A 657-nucleotide genomic window follows, 5' to 3' on the forward strand; every position below is an offset into this window, starting at 1 on the left:
TGAACGCTTTCGCCATCGCAACGGGATTACTTGCGGCAGCGATGGCCGTATTGACCAACACGGCATCCGCGCCCATTTCCATCGCTCTTGCCGCATGTGAAGGCGCACCAATTCCCGCATCCACAACAACAGGTATGTTCGCTTGGTCAATAATGATTTCTAGAAAATCGTGCGAAGCGATACCTTTGTTCGAACCAATCGGCGCACCCAATGGCATCACCGCAGCACAGCCAACTTCTTCCAGCCGCTTACATAAAACCGGATCAGCATGGCAATATGGCAACACAATAAAGCCATCTCGCACGAGCTGCTCGGCAGCGGCTAAGGTTTCTATCGGATCAGGCATTAAGTATTTTGGGTCGGGATGGATCTCCAGTTTGACCCAATTTGTGCCCAACGCTTCGCGAGCAAGCTGCGCAGCAAAAACCGCATCTTTGGCATTTTTAGCGCCAGAGGTGTTCGGTAGCAAATTCACACCGGCGTGAATCAGAGGCTGCAAAATGTCATCTTGCTGATCATGTACATCCACACGTTTAAGCGCCATCGTCGCGAGCTGTGAACCTGAAACCTGGATGGCTTCGGCCATTAAACGGCTATTAGAAAATTTGCCTGTTCCTGTGAACAAGCGTGATTGAAATTCTTTATCACCAATTTTCA

1 protein-coding gene is annotated in these 657 nt (G+C 49.9%); it reads right to left on the reverse strand.

Translation table 11 applies throughout. The annotated features are described in order from the left end of the window. A partial coding sequence (locus R7R78_RS26975; protein WP_225474715.1) for a thiazole synthase occupies nucleotides 1-657 on the reverse strand: 657 nt, incomplete at both ends.

It is taken from the genome of Vibrio sp. 2134-1, assembly GCF_033339495.1.